The following is a 16,711-nucleotide window of genomic DNA, read 5'->3' on the forward strand; positions in this document are numbered from 1 at the left end:
TGCGGCGCCTGCGGGGGCAAAGAGAAAAATGAAGGAGCGGAAAGCGAGGTCATGCGACCCGCTTTCCGCGCGTTACCAGATCGTCTTGACATGCTTGTACGCAAGGATTTTCTCGTCGCGCGTCACGAGCGGAACGGCCAGCCGGCGCGCCGTCGCCACGATCATGCGATCGGCCGGATCCTTGTGAAATTCCCCCGGCAGCGCTACGGACTTCAGGCCAATTTCGACGTCCACGGGGATGAAGTGTACCGCGTCGATTTGCGCGACCGTGGCCAGCCAGCTCTCGACGTCCATCGAGAGCACGAGCTTCTCGCGCTCCACGAGCATGGCAATCTCCCACGCGGATATGGACGAGATGACGATCTGGCCGCCATCCAGTTCGCGCTCGATCGCCCGCTGCGCTTTCGGACTCAGCAAGGTGTCGCCATTCACCCACCAGACCAGGACATGCGTATCCAGAACGATCACTCCGCGGCCTCCCACGCCGCATCCACCGGCGCCGTGGGATCGACGTAGCGGACGACCGAGCCACGCAGCACATCGAGCGGATGACGCTCGCTGCCGCGGTAGGGCCGGATTTCCAGGGCCGGCTTGCCGTGATCGGTCACGACCACGCTCTCGCCGGACGCCTCGACCTGCCGGAAGAACTCCAGCGCCTTCGCCTTGAATTCGGACTTCGAGACCTGCTTGCCCTCCATGATTTTCCCCATAGTCATATGACCATAGTCACCATGTTAGCCGATTATGACCAGTAGAACAAGTCAGTTTCATCGGTTGGAGGCGGCCGGGCGCCGTCTCGAGGCCTGCCCGGCCGCCCCACCCGCTCACGCCAGCGCCGCCGCCGCGAACTTGCCGATATCGGCGGCCGGGTCGCGCAGCGCGTCCACGTCGAGCGCCTTGCCCGTGCCCACGAGCTTCTTGCCGCAGAGAAAGTCGGGCATCGAACCGACGGCATCGACCGCGAGCAGCACGCGGTTCTTCAGGTAATAGACCGCGAAGCGGCGCGCGGCCGGATCGCCGCGCACGACCGTCTCGTCATAACCTTCGAGCAGGCCGACCGTCTGCAGCTTCAGATCGTACTGATCCGACCAGAACCAGGGCGCGTCGCACGCCGGGCGCGGCTTGCCCACGATGGACGCCGCCGCGAGCTTCGCCTGCTCGACGGCGTTGTGCACGCTTTCGAGCCGTCCCGTGCGGCCGTAGTGCGACAGCGGCCGGCTCGCGCAGTCGCCGATGGCGTAGATGTCCGGATCGGCGGTGCGCGCGTCGTCGTCCACCTGCACGCCGTTCTCGCAGACGAGGCCCGCCTGCTGCGCGAGCGCCACGTTCGGCGCGATGCCGATGCCGACGAGCGCGAGCGTGGCCGGCACGACCTCGCCGCTCGCGAGCCTCACGCCCGCGAGCTTGCCGCCCTCGCCCACCAGCGCCTCGATGCGCGCATCGAGCCGCAGGTCGACGCCTTGCGCGCGATGCTCGCTCGCATAGAACGCCGACACGACTTCGCCCGTCACGCGCCCGAGCACGCGCGGCGCCGCTTCGAGCACCGTCACGTCATGGCCGAGCTGGCGCGCGGCAGCCGCCGCTTCGAGGCCGATATAGCCCGCGCCGATCACCACGAGTTTCTCGCCGGGCCGAACGCGCTCGCGCAGCACGTCGGCGTCGGCAAGCGAGCGCAGCGCCACCACGCCGTGCAGGTCGTGGCCGGGGATCGCCAGCGCGCGCGGCACCGAACCCGTCGCGAGAATGAGCTTGTCGTACGCGAGCGCGCCGCCGTCGGCGAGCGCGATCGTCTTGCCCGCGCGGTCGAGCGTGCGGGCCGCCGCGCCGAGCGCAAGCTCGATGCGGTTGTCGTCGTAGAACGCGCGCGGCTTGAGCCAGAGCCGCTCGACATCGGCCTCGCCTTTCAGATAAGCCTTGCTGAGCGGCGGACGATGATAGGGCGGCACGGGCTCGGCGCCCACCAGCACGATCCGCCCTTCGAAGCCGTATTGCCGCAGGAGCGCGACGGAATTGCCGCCCGCATGCCCCGCTCCGACGATCACCACTGTGCTGCCCGCCCCTTCCATATCCGCTCCCTTCCGTCTGCCCGGCCGCGCTGGCCGCTCGTGACCTGTTCTGTTCGTTGTTGCTTTCGATTGCGGCGATCTCCGATCGGGCCCGAAGCCGGTCTGTGCCGGGTCGAAGCCATCGCCGCCCGGCGCCGCCGCGCCGCCACTGCGCCTCACCGGGAACGCGATCATCTCATGGTTCGCGCGCGCCGCCGTCGGACGGCCGCAGAACGGCCGCGGCATTGCCGGGAAACGAAACGCGTCAGTCGAACGCCCGATCGTTCGGCGCCGCGTACAGCGCGCGCAGTTGCGGGCTCATCGGAAAGTCGAAGTCGATGCCTTTCGGCGGCACCGGCTTCTCGAACCACTTCGTATAAAGCGACGCAATGGCGCCGCTTTTCATGAGGCCGCTCAGGGTCTCGTTCACTAGCTGCCTGAACACCGGATCGCCGTTGCGCATCATGAAGCCATACGCCTCCGACGACTGCGGCGTGCCCACGATCACCCAGTCGGCCGGCTTCGCCGTGAGCGAGCGCGTGCCCGCCAGCAATACGTCGTCCATCATGTAGGCGACCGCGCGGCCCGATTCGAGTATCGCGCGGCCATCGCCATAGTCTTTCGCGCTGATGATGCGCATGCCCATGTGCTTCTCCTGGTTCATGCGGCGCAGGATGCGCTCGGACGTCGTGCTCTGGTTCGTCAGGACGGTCTTGCCCGCGAGGTCCGGGAAGTCGTGAATGCCCGAGTCCTTGCGCGTGAGCAGGCGCGTGGTGGCGATGAAGAACGTATCGGAAAACGCCACCTGGGTCTGACGCGCTCTCACGTTGGTCGACACGCCGCATTCCAGGTCCACCGTGCCGTTCTGCACGAGCGGAATGCGGTTCTGCGAGGTGACCGGAATGAAGCGCACCTGCAGGCCGGGCCGGCCGATCTTCGCCTTCACGGCCTCGATCACCTTGTTGCAGATGTCCTGCGAAAAGCCGATCACGTTTTCGCGTGCATCCAGGTACGAAAACGGCACCGAGGTCTCGCGATAGCCGATGGCCATGAAGTTCGCCGACCGGATCTTGTCCAGCGTCGGCTGCGCCACCTGGGCGGCGGCCGGCAGCGCCAGCGCAATGGCGGCGATAACGGATCCCCGTGCAAGAAATTTGTAAATGATTTTGATTATCATTATCACCCTTATTGTACGAGGAAGACCCCATGCCGCAAGCGGTACGATCTGCCCACCACGGCGCCGGCAAGGCGACCGCCCGGCTGGCCGGCCCCGACACGAGCGAGGCATGCCGCGCCCGCCGCCCGCCACGCGGAGGAGAGCCGGACCGTTACGATGTCATCGCGCGTTTTTTTCATTGGATATTCGCCGCCGGCATCCTTTACGCGAGCATTGCGGGCTACACGCTAACCCGCCTGCCGGCCGGCCCCGGGCGGGAATGGCTCTCGCAGCTGAACATGTCGATCACGACGGTGCTCATTGCGCTCTTTCCGCTACGGATGGCCTGGATTTTCGTGCGCGCCGAACCTCGCGCGCTGCCCGGCATCCCGGCCGCGCAGCGGGTCGCGGCGCGCCTCGTGCACGCTCTCCTGTACCTGACGATCTTTGCCGCGCTGGCGAGCGGCTTCCTGATGGTCCCCAACGGTTATTCGTTCTTCGGTCTCGTCGAAATCCCCACGCCGTTCGCGCAAGGCCCGCTCACCGACACCCTTTTTGTCGTCCACCGCGCCAGTTGCGCGCTGCTCGCGGCGCTCGTCGCGCTCCATGTGCTCGCGGTCGTCAAGCATCAGTTCATCGCGCGCAACGGCGTGCTGCGCCGCATGCTCTGAACGCCGCCGCGTTCCACTATGTGGACCGATATCCCCGATCTTTCCCATCGCGCCGTGACGGACTAGTCTTTTACCACACCAAACGGACAGGTCAGTGACCGACGCATGGGCGCGGCCGGCCGCCGAAGGAGACATCCATGGAGCTCGAAACCCGCACCATGACGCGCGTGAGCGCGCGCCTCGTGCCGTTCCTGATCGTATGCTACTTCGTTGCCTATCTCGATCGGGTCAACGTCGGTTTCGCCGCCCTGCAGATGAACAAGGCGCTCGACCTTTCCGCGAGCGCGTTCGGCTTCGGCGCGGGCATCTTCTTCATCGCCTACTTTTTCTTCGAAGTGCCGTCGAACCTGCTGCTCGAACGCTTCGGCGCGCGGCGCTGGATCGCGCGGATCATGTTCACGTGGGGCATCATCGCCGGCGCGATGGCTTTCATTCCGCAACTCGCGAGCTGGAGCGGCGCCTCGAACGCCCATGTGTTCTACGCCCTGCGGATCCTGCTGGGCATTGCCGAGGCCGGCTTCTTCCCCGGCATCATCTTCCTGCTCACGCTCTGGTTTCCCGCCAAATACCGGGCGCGCGTGGTGGGCTATTTCATGGCCGCCATTCCGCTCTCGACGGTGATAGGCGCCCCCGTTTCGGGCTCGCTGCTCTCGCTGGACGGCAAGGAGGGCCTGGCGGGCTGGCAGTGGGTCTATCTGCTCGAAGCGATACCCGCGCTCGTGCTCTCGTTCGTCGTGCTGTTCTATCTGACCGACAAGCCCGCCGACGCGCGCTGGCTTGCGGACGACGAGCGTGACTGGCTCGTCGCGCGCCAGGCGCAGGAGCGCCGCCACCGCGAAGCGGTGCGCACGTTCAGCGTGATGGAAGCGCTGATCAATCCGCGCGTGCTCGCCGTGGCCCTCATCTATTTCGGGGCGAACGCAACCAATTATGGCCTGAGCTTTTTCCTGCCGCAGATCGTCAAGTCGTTCGGACTCACGAATCTGCAGACCGGTTTCGTCACGTCGCTGCCTTACGCGGTCGGCGTCGTTTCGATGGTGCTGTGGGGCCGCCATTCGGACCGGCGCCTCGAGCGCAAGCGCCACGTGGCCATTGCCCTGACCGTCGCGGCGCTCGGCATCGGCGCCTCGGCCGGGCTCGACAACCCGGTCCTGAAGATGCTCGCGCTCTCCATCGCCGGCTTCGGCATCTTCGGCTGCCTGCCCGTGATCTGGACGCTGCCGGCCGCGTTCCTCTCCGGCGCGGCCGCCGCCGGCGGCATTGCCGCCGTCAACTCGCTCGGCAATCTCGCGGGCTTCTTCGGCCCCTATGCGATGGGCTGGATCAAGGACAGCACGGGCGGTTTCGGCGCGGGCCTGTTGTGCCTCGCGGGCGCGGGCCTCGTGGGCGCCGGCGCGGCGCTCGTGCTGCATCACAACCCGACGCTCGAATCGCCCGACGTGTCCGCGCTCGACGGCCCTCATGAGGACGGCGAGGTCGTGAGGCTCTGAGCGGGCAGCGGCACGGTCGACGCAGGACGCATCGCGCACATCGCGCACCGCCGGTTTCGCCCGGCAACGCATGCAGGCGACACGCGGATTGCGCTACTATCACGCGATGACCTCCGCCACGCCACGCCCGCTTTCGGTTCTGTTCGTCGACGACGACGAGATTTCCCGTATCCATTTCGCACGTGCCGTAGAGGGACGTCATCCCGTCCATCTCGCGCGGGACGTCGAAGAAGCGCTCGCCACGCTGAACGAACACGGCGCGGACATTGCCGTGCTCGTCACCGACTTCCGCATGCCGGTCCGGGACGGCGACGCGCTGCTGCGCGAGGTGGCGCGGCACTATCCGCAAATCGTGCGCATACTCGTGACGGCCTACGCGGACAAGGACATGCTGCTGCAAACCGTGAACACGGGCAACGCTTTCCGCATCCTCGAAAAGCCGTTGCGCAGGAAAACCGTCCAGGAGGTGCTGCAGCTGGCGATCGCCCGGTACACGGAGCGCGAAACGCGCCGCCGGCAGTTGCAGGCCATGGACGAAACGCTGGCCTTTCTCGTTCACGAGCTCAATACCCCGCTGGCCACGATCGCCCTCTTCGCGCAATCGATCGGCAATCAGGCGGCCGAAGAGGACGATTCGCAGCAGCCGGACAGGATTGCCCGTGCCGCCGCGTCCATGCTGTCCAACACGCAGTACTGCCAGGCATTGATTTCGTCGTTCTGGACGACCCTGCACCGGGACAGCGGCGTGCAGTCCCTGTCGCGCGACGGCGCGCGAAACGTCGACGCCACGCGGCTGATTGGGGCCGTGCTCGACACCTACCCGCTTTCCGCCGCCCAGCGCGACTGGATCACGTTGAACGTGGAGGCCGATTTCGCCGTGCGGGCCATGCCCAATTGCGTGGCGCTCGTGCTGTCCTCGCTGCTGACCAACGCCCTGCGCGCGCTGGCCGACGTCGCCGCGCCGCGCCTCGTAATCGAAGTGTCGGCGCAGGCCGAGCCTCAGATCCGGTTTCGCGACAACGGGCCCGGCATCGCAGCGGAGGTCGGCGCGCGCCTGCTGCGCGACCCCGTCACCACGCACGCGGAGGATGGCGGCCACGGCATGGGCATGATCTTCTGCGACCGCATCATGCGCTCGTTCGGCGGCAGTCTGCGCATCGACTCCGTGCCGGGTTCGGGCACGACCGTCACGCTGAGCTTCGGCGCGGCCGAGGCCCGGACGCCCGCGCCGGAGCCGGAGCGCCCGAACGCGGATCAGTCGCCGCTCGTCACGTCGCGCTGAATATCGCGCCGTTCGCGCACGGCCACAGCCGTAGCCGTGTCGAAATACCGCTGCAACGCATCGGCCGAGCGGGTTCCCAGCGCAACCATGCGCTCGGGCCAGTCCGCTTGCGCCGGCCACTGGCCATCCAGCACCTGCGGATAGATCTGCTTCACATACGCGTGCAGCGCTCTCGCGCCGATGTTTCCGCTCACGCCCAGGAGCCGATGCAACGCCGCCTGCGCCGCTTGCCGATCGCGCACCCGGACATGGCCGGGCAGTTGCGTCAGCAGCACCCTGATCTGGGCGATCCCGTTGACGAACGACTGGTCCAGCATATCGAGCGACGCCAGTTCCTCCAGCTGCGCCTCGTCCAGCAGATCGTCCGGTCCTTCCGGCACAGATACGCCGGCCCGCGCGGCCGGCGAGCCGGATACGCCCTCGCGCTCCAGCGCCTGCGAGGCGCTCGCGAGCGCAAACTGTCTCGCGAGACAGGCATACAAGGACCCGACTCTCACGGGCTTGATCATCACCTCGTTCATGCCCGCGGCAAGGCACGAACGCACGGCCTCCATATCGGAGTAGCCGGTCATGGCGATGATCGGCAGCCGGCCGAACACGTCCGAGCGCTCGCGCAGCCATGCCGCCGTTTCCACGCCGCCCATGCCGGGCATGTTCATGTCCAGCACGACGGCGTCGATGGTGCCGCCCGCCTGCAGCCGGGCCAGCACGCCCTGTCCGTTTTCCGCCTCCACGACGGTGGCGCCGCATCGCTCCAGATAGCTCTTGGCGACCATTCTGCTGTACGTATCGTCGTCCGCGACCAGAATCGTCTTGCCCGCGAAGCCGCCGAACTTCGGAGTCCGATGATGTCGGTCGCCGTTCTCCATGAGCGTCTGGAGCGCATTGATCAGCTCCACCATGCCCGCGGACTTGCCGATCGTGTCGTCCATCCCCGCGCTGCGGGCCAGCACGCGCGCGAGACTGCTGGGCTCCGCCGTATAGCCCGCGACCAGCACGTTGCGGTTCGGCGAGTCGCGTTCGGCGCGCAGTTTTTCGGTTACGGCATAGCCGTCCAGCCCCGCCATGTCGACGTCCATCAGCACGGCGTCGTAGTGCGAAGCCTGCCGCAGCAAGGCCAGCGCCTGCTCGCCGTCGCCGGCTTCGGCGACCTCCGCATTCACGTCGGAGAGAGCGTGGCAGACCCGCGCGCGCCGGCTGGCGTCGCCGTCCGCCACCAGAATGCGCTTGCCGCCGAAATGATGCGCCGCCCGCGCGAGCACCTGCTGCCGGTAAGCGGCAATTTCGCTCTCGGCCACGAGCGGAAACTCGAGCGTGAACTGCGTGTATTTGCCGGGCTCCGAGCGGCAGCCGATGGTGCCGCCGAAGGAGCGCATCGCGCGTTGGCAGTAAGCGAGCCCGAGCCCCGGCCCCGCCGCCTCGCCCTGGGTGCGGAACGGCTCGAACAGATGCGGCATGAGTTCGGGGGCGATGCCGGGGCCCGTGTCGTGCACGACCACGGTCTGCCGGTCGACGGTCAGGGTCAGCGTCGCTTCCGGATGCGCGGCCATGTGATGCAACGCATTCCTGATCAGATTGAACAGCGTGAAGAGCCAGGCCGTTTCGTCGACCTTGAAGGTGAAATCCTCGATGACCACGAGCCGCACGCGGCTGCGTTCCTTCCGGTGGGCGAAACCGTATTCCTCCAGAGCCTTGCGCGTAAGCGCGGCGGCGCTCGCATAACTGAAGTTGTCCGGCCGCAACGGCCTCGCACGGACCTCGTCGAGCGCCATGGCGATGACCCTCAGGCCGCGGTCGATCGCGAGCTGTCCATGCGCGAGGTGCCGCGACAGCGCAACGGCGCCCTCCGGCGGCAACACGGGCGACGACCGGGCCCCTCCCGTCATCGCGAGGGCTTCCTCGACGCGGTCCAGCACGTATCGCAATTGGCTGAGCGGATTGCGCATTTCCTCGGCGATCGTGCCCGCCAGCGCCCGCAACGCCTCGTTCTTCGCCTGCGCCGTGAGGCCCATCATGTTGCTGTAGCTGAATGAAAGGCCAGCGGCGGCGCCGAAGGCGAAGACCGGCAGATAGGTATAGAGCAGCAGGTGCGCGTCGACGCGCAACGAATCGGGCACGGCAATCCATGCCCACAGGATCGCGAGGCCGACGCCGATCGACAGATTGAGCGCCAGCACGAGGAAGGCCGGGAAGATGGCCATCAGGAAGAACATCATCCCCACTTCCGCCATGGACCAGATCATCGAATAGTGGCTGGTCACGAGGTAGACCGTGAAGAAGAACGGCAGCGTATAAGCCACGGTTACGAAATAGTACCAAGGCTGAAAACGCACCGTCGCGGCAGGCCAGAAGCGTCGCAACAGCAAGAGCGCGCAGGCGAGCGTGCCGATCGCGCGCATCGGCAGGCTTTCGTTGGGCTTAGGGTCGACGAAGGTCCACCACAGCCAGTACACGGGATGTCCGACCGTGCCGATCACGCCGACCGTGCGCACGCTCCAGGCCGACATGTGCCACGTATCGTCAATCCGCTGGTTGAGACTGCGGAGCCATCCTGCCATGGCTTTCATCATGCTCTCTGCATAGGGTTACGGGCCTGGCAACGTGTCGCTGCTCGCGGTCCTTTACCACGGGAATCGCCATGGCAGCGCGAATCGATACTGGCACCAGTTTTCGGGTATCAGCATAAATGTGATGTATCCAGCCGTCTATGCCCGCCTTCCCGCCTTCGCCATTCGCGCCACACTCCTGCCCGCCGGCTATATCGGCCCCCGTCGGCCCGAGCTGAAGGGCGGCAAGGACGGATCTGCAGCGCCTCCCGGCACCGGGCTAGAATTCCCGGATCGGTCCATCGGGCCTTCACCGGAAAACCAGGATCCCGCCATGACGAACGCCCTGCTGCCCCGCCCCCGCGTCTACCTCGCCGGCTTCGACGTGTTCCGGCGCGACGCGCGCGCATTCGGCGAGCGCTTGCGCGAAGCCTGCGCCGAATACGGCTTCGAAGGCGTGTATCCGCTCGACGCCGCAGTTCCCGCCGATCTGGACGGCCCGCGCGCGGCCGCCTGGATCTATCGCTCGAACCTCGACGCGATTCGCGGCGCCGACATCGTGATGGCCAATGTCGACGATTTTCGCGGCCCCGGCGAGCCCGACTCGGGCACGGCGTTCGAGATCGGCTTTGCCGCGGCGCTCGGCAAGGAAATCTGGGCCTATACGACCGATGCGGGCGCGCTGATCGAGCGCGTGCCGTCGCAGCCCGGCCCCGCGGGACGCGTGTGCGAACGCGGCTTTCTCGTGGAAGACTTTGGATTGCAGAAGAATCTGATGATCGCCTGCGCGGCGCGCATCGTGAATGGCGATGTGCGCGCCTGCCTCGCGGCCATGGCGCAGGGCCACGAGACGTCAAACGCATAACGTAAAACGGCGTAAAAGCGGCGTGAAAACGGCTTGAAACCGCGCGCGTGTCAGTGCTGCATCGTGCTCATCGCCCTCATGCGCTGCAGGGCGCGAATGCGCGCGACGGCCGGGCGGTCCGCCACCGCGCTCTGGTAGAGCTTCGCCAGATCGGCCGTGAGCGCCGTGCGTGAGGCGTTGTCGAGGTAGACCATGTGCCCCGACGGATAGAAGCGCGCGCTGAGGTTGTTGCGCACCTTCTGGTCGGCGAGCGGCATCTTCTGCAGGTCGATCACGGTCTGGTAGAAAGGCGTCACGAAGTCGTAGAAGCCGTTCGCCGAGAGCACGCGCAGGTCGGGATTGAGCGCCATCACGGCGGCCAGATCGCCGGCCGTGTAGAGAATCACGTTGCCTTGCGCGTCCACGCCCTTCTGCGCGCCGGTGGGGTCGATATGGCTGAAGTTCCAGTTCTGGAACGCCTGGTCGTTGAGGTCGGTGAACGACGAATTCGAGCGGAATTTCAGCTGCTCGTTGAGGTAGCTGTTCCACATCGCCGTGTACACGCCGGTCACCGCCGTCATGGTCGGATCGTTGCCGCCCGCGTTCGGGTCGACCTTGCCGGCAATACCCGTGTCGATGGCCGTCACGCGGCCGTCATAGGAGCCCAGCGCCACGCCCTTGTCCTTGAGCAGCGTGGTGAGGAAAAGCGAGTTGCCGCGGCTGTCGTAAGCGGCGACGTCGAGATTCCAGGACGAGAGCGTCTGCGTGTCGATGCCCGTGTATTGCGAAAGCGTCTTGAGCGTCGCGGCGATCGCCGCATTCTTCGGATCGGGAAACTTCGCCAGCGCCGCGCGATAGTCCGTGCGCGCGAACTGCGCGACCTGGGCCACGAATGCCTGGAGGTCCTCAGGTTTCGGGCTCACGCCGAGGCGGTCGTGATACCACGCGTCGGCCGCCGCCGTGGGCAGCGCGCCGACCGGGTTGCCGCTCTGGGTGTAGTCGAGGATCGACGACTGCAGCGTGATGCCGTTCAGGTCCACGCCGTCCTCGTGCAGGTGATACGCGAGCACGCAGCTGCGGGCCGTGCCGTACGACTCGCCGTAGAGGAATTTCGGCGAATTCCAGCGGTCGTTCGCCGTGAGATAGCGCTTGACGAACTGCTTGAGCGAGTCGGCGTCCTGATCGACGCCCCAGAAGTCGCGGTTGTGGTGCGGCGCGATGGCCGCCGAATAGCCCGTGCCCACCGGATTGACGAATACCAGGTCGCTGCGGTCGAGGAGACTGTCCGGGTTGTCTTCGAGCGTATAGGGCGCGGGCGGCGTGAAGCCCGGCATCGAGGTCTTGATGCGTTTGGGCGCGAACGAGCCCAGCAGCACGAACACCGACGAAGAGCCCGGGCCGCCGTTGTAGAAGAACGTGACGGGCCGCTCCTGCGCGCTCGCGCCGTCCTTCGTGAACGCCACGTAGAAGATCTTCGCGTTGGGCTGCGAGCTGCTGGGGTCGACGGTCACGAGGTGTCCCGCCGTCGCCGTGTAAGCGAGCGCCTGGCCGCCCAGTTCCATGGCGTGGTGCGTGATCGCAGCGTTCTCTGTCATGTCGGTGACGAAGTCGTCCGGGCCCATGCCGTAGGCGGTGGGATCGAAGCACGGCACGTCCGCGGGACCGCGATGCTTGCCGTTGCCGCCCGGGTTTGCGTGCGTGGATGAAGCGTGATCGTTCATGTCTTCTCCTGGCTCCCGATGCACCGTGATACGCCGGCATGCGGCGTGAATGCGCCTCGCGGCGCGCGCGAAGGTCATCGCCTCCGCGCGTGCCGCTTCATCCTACGCCGATGCGAGCGCCGCAGCCACCTTGGTGCCCACCGGCGTGCCGAGCCCCGTGCACGCGTCCCATCCCGGGCCGGCCGAATAGTCGCCGTTGTTGCCGCTCGTGATGTCGTTGAACGCGCCCGGCTGCGCATAGAGCAGCGCATTCGCGAAGCCGACCGGCTTGCCGCGCGCGGCGTTCACCCGCGCGATCAGGGCGGCCCACAGCGGCGCCACCGCGCTCGTGCCGCCCACCACCGTGTCGGTGCCGGCCACGCGCACGACGTAGCCCGAGTCCGGATCGGCGTCGGCCGCGACATCGGGCACGCCGCGCCGCACGAGCGCGCCCGCGCCGCTGTCCTGGCGCACGACGGAAAGGCCCTTCTGCCACGCGGGCAGCGCGAAGGTCCCGCTCACGCCGCCGCCCGTCGCACCGCCGCTGCTGCCGTCGTTCCAGACGGTCTCGCGCACGATCTGCTGGCCGGTGGCCGAAATGTGCGTGCCGCCGCAGCCCAGTGCGTACGGGCTCGACGCCGGAAAGTCCACGTGGTCGGCGCCGTCGCCCACGCCGTCCGACGACCCGCTGTCGCCCGACGCCGCGCATACCGTCACGCCGAGCGCGACGGCGGTTTCGAGCGCGTCGTTCAGCGCGGCGAGGGTCTGCTGCGACCAGGCCGATTCGGGCGCGCCCCAGCTGATCGAAATGACCGAAGGCTTGCGCGTGCTGTCGTGCAGCGCCGCGCTCACGCCGTCGACGAAGCCCGCTTCGCTGTTCGGCGAAAAGTACACGGCGATCAGTGCGGCAGGGGCAAGCGCGCCGGCAATTTCCACGTCGAGCGTGACCTCGCCGTCGGGGCCGTTCGGGTCGCCCGTGGGCGCATTCTCCGCGCCGTCCACCGGGACGGCTTCCACGGTCGGCATCGGCACGCCGAGCATACTGAAGTAGTCCTGAAGATCAGCATTACTGTAGCCGCCGCCCATTTCGATGAGCGCGATGCATTCGCCCTTGCCGTCGCCGGGTGGAAAGTCGTAAATCTGCGCGATCTGCAGCGGCGTAAACGATTCGCCCGGCGCTTGCGCCGCGCGAATGGGCGGGCGGATCGGCGAAATCATGCGGAAGTGCGGCTGCGCTTTCGCGCGGTTATCGAAGCCGACCACGGCCGTGACGACCTCGCGCACTTCGTCGGGCATCCGCACGGGGCTGCCCGGCTGACGGAAATGCCGGGTGGACTCGCCGATGCGGTGCTCGAAATGCTGCAGATCGACACCGAACGCCGCGTTGTACTGCTGCACCGTGCCGGAAAGCACGACACGGCGCGCCGCGCGGTCGGCCTTCACGACGCTGAGCCCGTGCGCGGCGGCAAAGCGCTCGACGCGCTCGACATCCGCGGGCGCGGCGCCGAAGCGCTGCTCGTATTCTTCGCGAGAGACCGGCTGCGCAGACGGATCGCGAGCCGTCAAACGGTCCACCAGCTGATGGAAAGACGCGGCTTGCTGGCGCCGCAGCACCACCACGACGTCGAAACGCTCGGCCGGATCGCAGGCGCCCACGCACGTCGCGCCGGCCGGCGCCGGCTGGTCGCTGCCTGTTGGGGAATGCCTTGTCATGACCGGTTCTCCTTGCTTCTGGCACGCGCCCTCGGGCAATCCGGCACGCGCGGGTTGATTCAGGTTCCGCCGCTCCCGCGCGCCAATGGCGTGGGCAAGCCAGGGCGCCGCAGAACCGCCGGTATCGATTCACTACGCATGGCGTCCGTTCGGGCCAGGCAACCGTTCCAATCGTTCCATTTCGGGGCGGCTCGTCGCGACAGCCTGCCGCGCGTAGCACGCGGCATTCCCGGAACCGGAGCGGCGCAACCTGCCCTCGCTCGTGCTTCCCAGTGTAATTCGAAGTGGGGATAGACCGCGGCTGACGGCACGACGAGTCGACCGGCGCAAATGCGCGGCCCCGGCGGCCCGCCGGCAACGCGCGGCGGCCGCTGAGGGGCTGCGAAAGAGGTGCATCGGGAGCGAAGAACGGCGCAGTGCAAAAAAAGGGGATGCGCGTACAACGCACCCGCGCACGCGAGCTGCGTGCGCGGGTGCGACTGCCGGACTGCGTCAGGCCGCAGCGGCCAGTGCCGCCGGAAGATGCTGCTGCAGATACGCCTCGAACTCCTCCTTCACTTCCGGGTGCCGCAGCGCGAACTCCACGGTCGCTTTCAGATAGCCGAGCTTGCTGCCGCAATCGAAGCGCGTGCCCTTGTAGCGGTACGCGAGCACCTGTTCTTCCGTGAGCAGCGACTGCATCGCGTCGGTGAGCTGCAGTTCGCCGCCGGCGCCGGGCTTGAGCGCGCGCAGATGATCGAAGATCGTGGGCATCAGCACGTAGCGCCCCACCACACCCAGATTCGACGGCGCCACTTCGGGCGCGGGCTTTTCGACGATGCCCGCGAGCTTGAACACGTCCTCTTCCCACTCGCGGCCGTCCACGACGCCATACGACGCACTGTTCTCGCGCGCGATTGTTTCCACGCCCACGACCGAGCTGTGATAGTGATTGAACACGTCCACGAGCTGCTTCATGACGGGCGTGGGGCTGTAGAGCAGGTCGTCGGCGAGAATCACGGCAAACGGCCCGCCGCCCACGAGCTTTTCGGCGCACAGCACGGCATGGCCCAGACCCAACGCTTCGGCCTGGCGCACATAGAAGCAGTCCACATGGCTCGGCTTGATGCTGCGCACGAGCTCGAGCAGCTTGTCCTTGCGGCGTGCCTCGAGTTCGGCCTCGATCTCATAGGACTTGTCGAAGTGATCCTCGATCGCCCGCTTGCTGCGGCCCGTCACGAAGATCATCTCCGTGATGCCCGCGGCGATGGCTTCTTCCACCGCGTACTGGATCAGCGGTTTGTCCACGATCGGCAGCATTTCCTTCGGGCTGGCCTTGGTCGCCGGTAAAAAGCGCGTACCGAGGCCCGCAACAGGAAATACCGCTTTGGTGACTTTCAGCATGATGTTCTATCCCAGATCGATCGTTTGAATGACGGACTCGCGACACGGCGAGTCCGGCGGCCCCGAGGGTTCTGATAGTGAATTTTTTATAGAGAAATCTTCCGGCTTCCGGCCTGTGCCGGTAATGATGAAAGGCCAGGAAAATCCGGTAAAGAATTTGAAAAGGACCGGCGGCAATTATTTCCAATCGCTGCGGATAATCGGCAGAAATTGCCTGATCCAGAGAGCGGACAACGAGCGGATGCGCGTATGAAATCCGCTATCGACGAGCGCAGTCTACTCGACATCGTCGGCGGTGGGCAACTTGCCCGAACGCGCGCGCACGCGCCGGATCGGCTCATTACGCAGGGCTTCGCGGTAGGCCGACACCGCGACGAGGATCAACAGCACGGCTACGCCGGCTAACAAATGCAGGTTCATCGAATTCTCCAGCGACTCCAGCAACCATAGGCGGGCGCTCCCAAACTAGCATTACAAATTCCACAAATAAACTGACTTTTTCGCATCGCTATTTTTTATGCCATTCGATATTTTTCGAATCACCGACCGAAAGGCAAGCAAGAATACATTTTGAAAATCTTTTGCATAATTTCATCTCGCTCGCCGCCTAAGATCGCGAGGACACCCGAACATCCCGCATACCGATGAGCGATCCCGCACTCGAAACCACCCTGCCGCCTGCTTCCCTGCTGCCGGCTCAATCGGCCCGCCCCTTGCAGAGCGCCACGGGCGCGCTCGCGGGCGAACATCTGATCGAGGCCCTGCGAGGCTTTGCAGCGCTGCTCGTAGCGTATTTCCATTGCCGCCAGGTCACGTGGGTCGGCATGGAAGCCTTTCACGCTTCGCACGCGAGCCTCGCCAACCCCGGCACGATTGCCGCGTGGCTCACGCTGCCGGTGGCCTGGGGATCGGCCGGCGTGCCGATTTTTTTCGTCATCAGCGGCTATTGCATTCACCGCAGCGGTGCGGCGCGACTGCTCGCCAACCCCGGCTTTCGCCTCGACGCGCGCCAGTTCTGGCTGCGCCGTTTCGTGCGGATCTATCCGGTGCTGCTGGCCGCCCTGCTGCTCACGTTCGCGGCCGACGCCATCAGCCTCACGCTGCAGCCGGTGAGCCACAAGATTCTCGATATCGGTCCGCGCGCGTTCCTCGTCAATCTGTTTTCGCTGCAGGGCGTGGCCGGCAAGACCTATGGGTCGAACGGCGCGCTCTGGACGCTCTCGCTCGAAGTGCAGTTCTACCTGCTTTATCCGCTCGTCTTCGCGCTGCGCCGCCGCTTCGGCCTGGCTGCCGTGATTGCCGGCATCGCGGCCATCAATGTCGTTTCGGCGCTGACGCTGCAACGCCACGACATTATCGTCTTCACCTCGTACTGGTTCTCGTGGATCCTCGGCGCCTGGATCGCCGAAGCCCGGCTGCGGGGCTCGCGCGGTTTTCCATTCGCCTGGCCCGCCGCCGCGCTGCTCGCCGTGGCCGGCTGCGCCGCGTTTCACTTCGGCCAGTACGGCGCGTTCCAGCTCTGGGCCTGCGCGTTCGCCTGCTATCTCGTCAAGGCGCTTGCGCGTCCCTCCAGCGGCAACGGCGGCGGTGTGGTCGCCTCCGTGTTCTCGAAGATCGGCGACTTCAGCTATTCGCTGTATCTGATTCACCTGCCGCTGTTCGTGCTGCTCGGCTCGCTGTTGTATCGCTCCGCGTTGCAGTCCGCCATCTGGCCTTCGTTTGGCTTCACGCTCGCCGTGCTGCCCGTGGCGTGGTTCTTCTACTGCCTCGTCGAACGCCCCGCGCTTCGGGCCGCCGCGAGATTGCGGCGGCGGAGCGGCTGAGCGATCGAGCGCTTTTTCCTGCGTTTTTGCTTTGGTGGTGCGTTCGGTTAGCTGGTTT

The 16,711-nt window shown here is 66.3% G+C and carries 15 protein-coding genes; 6 read left to right on the top strand and 9 right to left on the bottom strand.

Translation table 11 applies throughout. The features are described 5' to 3' along the window. Nucleotides 1-72 precede the first annotated feature (72 nt). The 4 genes from BAC01S_RS10360 to BAC01S_RS10375 all read right to left on the bottom strand — a co-directional run bounded on the left by BAC01S_RS10360 (nucleotide 73) and on the right by BAC01S_RS10375 (nucleotide 3,222). Nucleotides 73-468, bottom strand: a complete 396-nt coding sequence (locus BAC01S_RS10360) for a type II toxin-antitoxin system VapC family toxin (protein WP_027794703.1) — start codon at nucleotides 466-468, stop codon at nucleotides 73-75. Beyond that, on the bottom strand, nucleotides 465-716 hold the full coding sequence (locus BAC01S_RS10365; protein WP_407667918.1) for a type II toxin-antitoxin system Phd/YefM family antitoxin: 252 nt from the start codon (nucleotides 714-716) through the stop codon (nucleotides 465-467). The genes BAC01S_RS10360 and BAC01S_RS10365 overlap by 4 nt, the downstream gene beginning before the upstream one ends. Before the next feature lie 108 nt (nucleotides 717-824). After that, nucleotides 825-2,066, bottom strand: coding sequence for an NAD(P)/FAD-dependent oxidoreductase (locus BAC01S_RS10370; RefSeq protein ID WP_027794705.1), 1,242 nt, complete (start codon nucleotides 2,064-2,066; stop codon nucleotides 825-827). A 244-nt stretch (nucleotides 2,067-2,310) separates the two neighbouring features. Then, nucleotides 2,311-3,222, bottom strand: a complete 912-nt coding sequence (locus BAC01S_RS10375) for a transporter substrate-binding domain-containing protein (protein ID WP_084168458.1) — start codon at nucleotides 3,220-3,222, stop codon at nucleotides 2,311-2,313. A 29-nt stretch (nucleotides 3,223-3,251) separates the two neighbouring features. On the opposite strand from BAC01S_RS10375, the gene BAC01S_RS30905 reads away from it, so the two are divergent. From BAC01S_RS30905 to BAC01S_RS30910, 3 genes are all read left to right on the top strand, one after another. Continuing rightward, on the top strand, nucleotides 3,252-3,872 hold the full coding sequence (locus BAC01S_RS30905; protein ID WP_084168459.1) for a cytochrome b: 621 nt from the start codon (nucleotides 3,252-3,254) through the stop codon (nucleotides 3,870-3,872). A 137-nt stretch (nucleotides 3,873-4,009) separates the two neighbouring features. Next, a complete protein-coding gene (locus BAC01S_RS10385; RefSeq protein WP_027794707.1) occupies nucleotides 4,010-5,362 on the top strand; it encodes an MFS transporter in 1,353 nt (450 codons plus the stop codon). A 106-nt stretch (nucleotides 5,363-5,468) separates the two neighbouring features. After that, nucleotides 5,469-6,644 carry a hybrid sensor histidine kinase/response regulator gene (locus tag BAC01S_RS30910; RefSeq protein WP_043201855.1) on the top strand — a complete coding sequence of 392 codons (1,176 nt, stop codon included), beginning with the start codon at nucleotides 5,469-5,471 and terminating at the stop codon, nucleotides 6,642-6,644. On the opposite strand, the gene BAC01S_RS10395 is transcribed toward BAC01S_RS30910, so the two are convergent. After that, nucleotides 6,617-9,211: an ATP-binding response regulator gene (locus BAC01S_RS10395; RefSeq protein ID WP_084168476.1), complete on the bottom strand. Its 2,595-nt coding sequence runs from the start codon at nucleotides 9,209-9,211 to the stop codon at nucleotides 6,617-6,619. The two genes, BAC01S_RS30910 and BAC01S_RS10395, sit on opposite strands and share 28 nt — an antisense overlap. A 313-nt stretch (nucleotides 9,212-9,524) precedes the next feature. On the opposite strand from BAC01S_RS10395, the gene BAC01S_RS30915 reads away from it, so the two are divergent. Next, entirely contained in the window at nucleotides 9,525-10,055 is a 531-nt protein-coding gene (locus tag BAC01S_RS30915; protein ID WP_043201779.1) for a nucleoside 2-deoxyribosyltransferase, read from the top strand. A gap of 50 nt (nucleotides 10,056-10,105) precedes the next feature. Here BAC01S_RS30915 and BAC01S_RS30920 read toward each other — a convergent pair whose 3' ends face one another. From BAC01S_RS30920 to galU, 3 genes are all read right to left on the bottom strand, one after another. Then, on the bottom strand, nucleotides 10,106-11,755 hold the full coding sequence (locus tag BAC01S_RS30920; protein WP_084168461.1) for a S10 family peptidase: 1,650 nt from the start codon (nucleotides 11,753-11,755) through the stop codon (nucleotides 10,106-10,108). Between the two features lie 102 nt (nucleotides 11,756-11,857). Then, nucleotides 11,858-13,447 (bottom strand): S53 family peptidase, encoded by a 1,590-nt coding sequence (locus BAC01S_RS10410; protein WP_027794709.1) that lies wholly within the window; start codon nucleotides 13,445-13,447, stop codon nucleotides 11,858-11,860. A gap of 492 nt (nucleotides 13,448-13,939) precedes the next feature. Next, the gene (gene galU / locus BAC01S_RS10415) at nucleotides 13,940-14,830 is read right to left on the bottom strand and encodes a UTP--glucose-1-phosphate uridylyltransferase GalU (protein WP_027794710.1); all 891 of its coding nucleotides are present in this window, start codon (nucleotides 14,828-14,830) and stop codon (nucleotides 13,940-13,942) included. A gap of 28 nt (nucleotides 14,831-14,858) precedes the next feature. On the opposite strand from galU, the gene BAC01S_RS34555 reads away from it, so the two are divergent. Continuing rightward, complete coding sequence (locus BAC01S_RS34555; protein ID WP_156954372.1) at nucleotides 14,859-15,083, top strand: hypothetical protein; 225 nt, start codon at nucleotides 14,859-14,861, stop codon at nucleotides 15,081-15,083. Between the two features lie 23 nt (nucleotides 15,084-15,106). On the opposite strand, the gene BAC01S_RS35080 is transcribed toward BAC01S_RS34555, so the two are convergent. Beyond that, complete coding sequence (locus tag BAC01S_RS35080) at nucleotides 15,107-15,250, bottom strand: hypothetical protein (protein ID WP_169740115.1); 144 nt, start codon at nucleotides 15,248-15,250, stop codon at nucleotides 15,107-15,109. Between the two features lie 224 nt (nucleotides 15,251-15,474). Here BAC01S_RS35080 and BAC01S_RS10425 point away from each other — a divergent pair, with 224 nt between their 5' ends. Further along, complete coding sequence (locus BAC01S_RS10425) at nucleotides 15,475-16,653, top strand: acyltransferase family protein (RefSeq protein ID WP_027794711.1); 1,179 nt, start codon at nucleotides 15,475-15,477, stop codon at nucleotides 16,651-16,653. Nucleotides 16,654-16,711 lie beyond the last annotated feature (58 nt).

The sequence above is a fragment of the Paraburkholderia acidipaludis NBRC 101816 genome (assembly GCF_000684975.1).
Lineage (GTDB): Bacteria > Pseudomonadota > Gammaproteobacteria > Burkholderiales > Burkholderiaceae > Paraburkholderia > Paraburkholderia acidipaludis.